This is a genomic window from Kosmotoga sp. (assembly GCF_982836095.1).
In genome coordinates, this window is sequence record NZ_CEYIHJ010000141.1 from 1 (window position 1) to 5,048 (window position 5,048).

The window sequence follows — 5,048 nt, forward strand, 5'->3', positions numbered from 1 at the left end:
ACGGTACTGACGGTACGGTCTGGGGAGGAGAGTTTTTTCTGGTTAATGGTGCAAAATGGCAAAGAAAAGGACGGTTAAGGCGAGTTTCAATGCCAGAAGGCGAAAATGCTGCCAAGAGACCTGATCTTATGGCTTTGGCATATCTTTTTGATGCAGGGGAAAATTTGTCCACCGACGAACTGAAGCTTATAAACACTGCCGCAGTAATGACGTCATCGGCTGGAAGGTTATTTGATGCTGTTTCATCACTATTGGGAATATGCCAGAGGAATACGTATGAAGGTGAAGCGGCTATGAAGCTTGAAAGCGCCGCCTCTTCAGTACCCAGTAACTTGAGATTGCCCTTCGCGCTTGTTAAAAAAGAAGGCTTATGGGAAATCGACCTGAGAAATTGTATAAAAAAGATCGTTGCTCTGAAAAAGGAGAAAGAAGCGACAGTTGAGGAATTAAGCCGGGCCTTTCATCAATTGTTATCTAATGTGGTGCTAGAACTTTGCAAAAAGCTAAGGGCAGAAACCGGAGAGCAAAATGTATGCCTGTCCGGGGGTGTCTTTCAAAATAGCCTTCTTTTGTCTATGTGCGTGGAGACTCTCAAGAAATCCGGCTTTATTGTATATGTAAACGAACAAGTTTCTCCTAACGATGAAGGAATTGCATTGGGACAGGCTTACTTCTACTTGTTAAAAGAAAGGGAATCGAGGTGATAACATGTGTCTGGCTGTACCGCTTAAAATAATAGAAGTCAATGGCAACAAAGCATTGGCAGAAAAAGCCGGGGTGAAGCTGGAAATCGATGTTAGGTTTATAAATAAGGCGAAGAAAGGGGATTATGTGCTTGTTCATGCAGGATTTGCAATCCAGAGAGTTGATGTCGATTCGGCGAGAGAAATAGAAAAAGCTGGTAAAAGGTTGGGGAAATACCTTGGAAAGTAGAGTATTCAACGTCATGGAGGTTTGCGGGACGCATACCCATGCTCTCATGCAATATGGCTTGAGGGAAGTTTATCGCAATAAGATGAAATTGATCAGCGGTCCCGGATGCCCGGTATGCGTCACTTCACAGAGTGATGTTGACCGATTGATATATTTATGTGATCAGGGTGTCCGAATATATACCTTTGGTGATTTGATGAAAGTCCCCGGAAGCTTTGGAACCTTGAGAGAAAAGAAGGCACTTGGAGCCGATGTAAGGGAAATTTACAATCCACTTGAGATTATTGAGGACATGAAAAAAGATCCCGCTGAAGCCGCGGTGTTTGCAGCTATCGGTTTTGAAACCACAGCACCGCTTGTTGCTGGTTTGATTTCAGAAATCGAAAACTCGTCAATGAAAAACCTCTACATATATAATCTTCTAAAACGTATTCCTCCAGCAATAGAAACACTTTTGTCAGATCCAGATTGTGCGATAGATGGATTACTATGCCCGGGGCATGTTGCAACAATCATCGGGGAATTACCTTTCAAAAGGCTTTCAGAAAAATTCAAAAAACCTTTTGTAATCGCCGGGTTCACAAGGGAATTGCTTGTTTTTGCCCTTGAAAAGATGTATGAGATGCTCGTTACAGGGGTTTCAGGTGTTTTTAATGCGTACTACTCCACCGTAATGCGTACTGGAAATCCGTTAGCCATTGAAACGCTGGAGGAGCTATTTGGTGCTTCCGATGCGGAATGGAGAGGGCTTGGCATCATTCCGAATTCAGGTTATGCGTTAAAATCAGAAGACAGTGTTATAAACGCTTTGCAAATATATCCGGAATTATGTAAAATATCTTCAAAAGATCAGTGCCCTTGTGGTCAGGTGCTCAAAGGCAAACTCGATCCCGAAGAGTGTAAATTCTTTGGCATTGCCTGTAACCCTGAAAGACCTATGGGCCCATGTATGGTTTCCTCTGAAGGCTCTTGCCATGCCGCTTTCTTGTATAGAAAAGAGATCAACACGTAGAGTTATGGTTATGGCACTCGTTATATCGAATCAATGTGGGGGGATAGTATGGACGGAACGATTACGATTCATCATAATAGCGGCAAACGCCAGATTGAACTTTTAAAGTTTATTGAAGAACATTTAAACAGCACAGTGGTTTCGATGGAAGAGGATGCTGGTGTGATTGCAAAGTCGGTTGATGTGGTCAGTACAGATAGCTTCACCGTTTATCCTCTTTTCTTTCCGGGTGGAGATATCGGAAAACTGGCAGTCACTGGTAGCGTAAATGATGTGGTAATGCTCGGCGCAGAACCAATCTACATGACACTTTCGATTATTTTGGAAGAGGGTTTTTCTCTTAAATCCTTCGAATGTATAATCAATTCCCTTGACAATGAGCTTAGGAGGAACAACTTGAAGATTCTCTGTGGAGATACCAAGGTAATGAACAAAGGAAGTCTCGATGGACTGGTGATCAACACTACTTGTTTTGGAAAAAGTGTTGGAAAACCCCTGAGCGTTACCAATGTAGAACCGGGAAACGCCATAGTATTAACTGGTCCCATAGGACTTCATGGTGCCACGATTATGGCTCTGAGGAAGGGATTCGATGTGAGTTTCAATTCGGATTGCCGTTCGCTCACGCCGCTTTTAGAAATCGTAAAGGCTTTTGATATCAGAACAATGAGAGATGCTACTCGTGGCGGAGTGGCCCAAATACTCAATGAAATAGCCGCAAGTGCAGGTTGCGATATAGTCATCAATGAAGATATGCTGCTCGTTCCAGAAGGGGTTAAAGTCATATCGGAAATACTCGGTATTGATCCTCTTTATCTTGCATGTGAAGGGACTGCAGCGATTTTCTGCAGCGAAAGGGACACTGGAGATGTTATGGACGCGCTCAACGATCTGGGCTTTTATCCTTCTTTTATAGGCTACGTACGTGAAAAGAGTGTTATTCCAAGGGTAATGTTAAAAAATCGATACGGTGTTGAGCGTGTCTTGCCCATGCTTGTAGAAGAATTAACACCAAGGATATGTTAGGAGGGCTGGAAGAATGCATCATGAGTTATCTATTGCAGAGAAAATAAAACTCTACATTGAAAGCGAAATCACCCCGGAAGAGTTAAAGAGAATCAGAAAAATCACTGTCGGCGTTGGCAAGCTGGCAATGGTGGACAAAGGTCATATAAAAGAAGCTTTTGACTTGATAAAGGAAAACACCGATTTTAAAAACGTTGAAATTGATTTTGTTACGGACGAACTCCACTATCAGTGTCGTGACTGTGGCAATGAGTTCTTTTCCAAAGATCTTGAGACCCGATGCCCTGAATGCGGTGGCGCTATAAGGGTTAAAAACGGAGATGCGATCTACATCAAAGCAATTTCCTATAAGTAAAAATCCCTCTTGAAAGAGAGTTCCATCTATGCTACAATTCCAATTGGCGGGGCGTAGCGCAGATGGAAGCGTGTCTGCATGGGGCGCAGAAGGTCGCTGGTTCAAGTCCAGTCGCCCCGACCATTTTAACGGCGCTTAACAGCGCCGTTTTATTTTTTCTTTCAACAACCACATATTATTGCAAACGTCTGATATATTGCGTATCAATAGAAATCTTTTGTCCAGTACAACTTCGAAATCATTTCTTCTTTAAAGCTCTACATATAGTTAATTTTCAGCTCCACTCTTTCATCAGTTATTACACATACGACTGATAAAATTTGAACTGAGGGAGGTGTGAGTATGGTACGAATACTTGCTATTTTACTTGTCGTTATGCTCGCTGCGACAGCTTTTTCATTGAGCGTACATGGCTTAATAGGCAGCGAGCTTGGGGGTCTGAATAGACAGATTCTCGGGATTGGGGTGCAGATAGGCGATGGGACTCTTAGAGCAGAAGTAAATGGTTTTATCCCTATCACCTCAGTATCAGACATTCCTTACCTTGACTGGTCAGCCTTTTCGGTAATGGAAATTGACCCCACAGTATTGTTGAATTTTCAACTCGATAACGACCTTTCAGTTTATGCTGGCGTGGGTCTCATATTGCTTGCTGATTTTAGGGATTCCCTCTTTCTTCTCTATTCAGACAGGGCTTTTCATGTGAAGCTGGGGGTCAATTTACTGTTGATGAATTTCATCAATGTATTTGGGGAAGTGATGACCATTGGTGGTCTTTCAGGTGGGCCGTATATGGTTGGTTGGTCCGGCGTCTTCAGCCTGCACGTTGGTGCAGGGCTGGAATTTTAGGAGGTGGTCAGGATGAAGATTATAACTAGATTGATAATCATTTCGGTTGTTGCGATTATACTGGCCTCCTGTGGGATCATACCGGTTCTCCAGCTTGCCATACCCCTGGATCCTGTCGGCGTCAAAATCCCTGATCCATGGGGAAATGACCTTGAAATTCTTGTTTCCGTAGACAGGCTTCCAATCAGCGTTCCTATATTAAACCCTGTGGACACTGCCATGCCTGTGAAGCTGAGAATGGTCATTAAAGATTATTCAGGCGATTTGAATCCTGATAATCTTCTTCTTTTCGAAGATGGAAAAGCTCAGGGATTTGCGCTGTTAAAGGAAACAGAAGCCCGTATTGGCGCAGATATAGTTTTTTTGGTCGATGTAACTGGAAGTATGGGTACAGAAATCGCAGGAGTTAAAAACAGCATGACTGAATTTTTGAACGACCTGGCAGCAGCGGGAATCGATGTGAAAGTTGGGATAGTTCCTTATGGAGATTACGTCCCGGCGGATCCAGACACAACTGATAATATAGGGTTTGATCCACCGTATCTTGGTTTGGTTGATCCAACAACTGCTGCTTCTTATACTCAGGAGCTTGCTGTAGGTTACGGAGCAGATGGCCCTGAAAACGCCTATGGTGCTATTATGTTTGCCTGGAATAATATGGCCTGGCGCCCCGGTTCACAGAGAATTTTTATAATGCTTACTGATGCCTTCAGCCATTATACAGGCGATCAGCCGGTAACAATTCCCTGGCCTTCTCCACCAACAAATGATTTTGAGCCGAAGTACACAAAGACCGATGTTTTGAGTGCCATATTGGGGTACGCAACATTCCACATAATCGCTTCTACGGGTACTTACTACTCTATAGGTGAT

Annotated in this window: 7 protein-coding genes and 1 tRNA gene; all 8 read left to right on the forward strand. The window is 43.3% G+C overall.

Annotated features, from left to right (window positions below; translation table 11 throughout):
- The coding region (locus tag AC3LHT_RS08720) for a Kae1-like domain-containing protein (protein WP_488662612.1) at positions 1–704 on the forward strand (704 nt) is incomplete at its 5' end.
- 4 nt (positions 705–708) lie between these two features.
- Positions 709–933 carry a HypC/HybG/HupF family hydrogenase formation chaperone gene (locus AC3LHT_RS08725; protein ID WP_290647202.1) on the forward strand — a complete coding sequence of 75 codons (225 nt, stop codon included), beginning with the start codon at positions 709–711 and terminating at the stop codon, positions 931–933.
- Positions 923–1,945, forward strand: a complete 1,023-nt coding sequence (hypD, locus tag AC3LHT_RS08730; protein ID WP_290647203.1) for a hydrogenase formation protein HypD — start codon at positions 923–925, stop codon at positions 1,943–1,945. Before AC3LHT_RS08725 ends, hypD begins: the two co-directional genes overlap by 11 nt.
- A gap of 48 nt (positions 1,946–1,993) precedes the next feature.
- Positions 1,994–2,971, forward strand: coding sequence for a hydrogenase expression/formation protein HypE (gene hypE, locus AC3LHT_RS08735; RefSeq protein WP_290647204.1), 978 nt, complete (start codon positions 1,994–1,996; stop codon positions 2,969–2,971).
- A 13-nt stretch (positions 2,972–2,984) separates the two neighbouring features.
- On the forward strand, positions 2,985–3,326 hold the full coding sequence (locus AC3LHT_RS08740; protein WP_290647205.1) for a hydrogenase maturation nickel metallochaperone HypA/HybF: 342 nt from the start codon (positions 2,985–2,987) through the stop codon (positions 3,324–3,326).
- A 47-nt stretch (positions 3,327–3,373) separates the two neighbouring features.
- Positions 3,374–3,449: transfer RNA gene (locus AC3LHT_RS08745), tRNA-Pro, on the forward strand.
- A gap of 219 nt (positions 3,450–3,668) precedes the next feature.
- Positions 3,669–4,175, forward strand: coding sequence for a hypothetical protein (locus tag AC3LHT_RS08750; RefSeq protein WP_290666228.1), 507 nt, complete (start codon positions 3,669–3,671; stop codon positions 4,173–4,175).
- A 12-nt stretch (positions 4,176–4,187) separates the two neighbouring features.
- On the forward strand, positions 4,188–5,048 hold an 861-nt coding region (locus tag AC3LHT_RS08755), incomplete at its 3' end, for a vWA domain-containing protein (protein ID WP_488662613.1).

Bases quoted from the DNA above. Each gene is read 5' to 3' on its own strand.
- AC3LHT_RS08740 (WP_290647205.1), top strand. From the start codon at position 2,985: ATGCATCATGAGTTATCTATTGCAGAGAAAATAAAACTCTACATTGAA.
- AC3LHT_RS08750 (WP_290666228.1), top strand. From the start codon at position 3,669: ATGGTACGAATACTTGCTATTTTACTTGTCGTTATGCTCGCTGCGACA.
- hypE (WP_290647204.1), top strand. From the start codon at position 1,994: ATGGACGGAACGATTACGATTCATCATAATAGCGGCAAACGCCAGATT.
- AC3LHT_RS08725 (WP_290647202.1), top strand. From the start codon at position 709: ATGTGTCTGGCTGTACCGCTTAAAATAATAGAAGTCAATGGCAACAAA.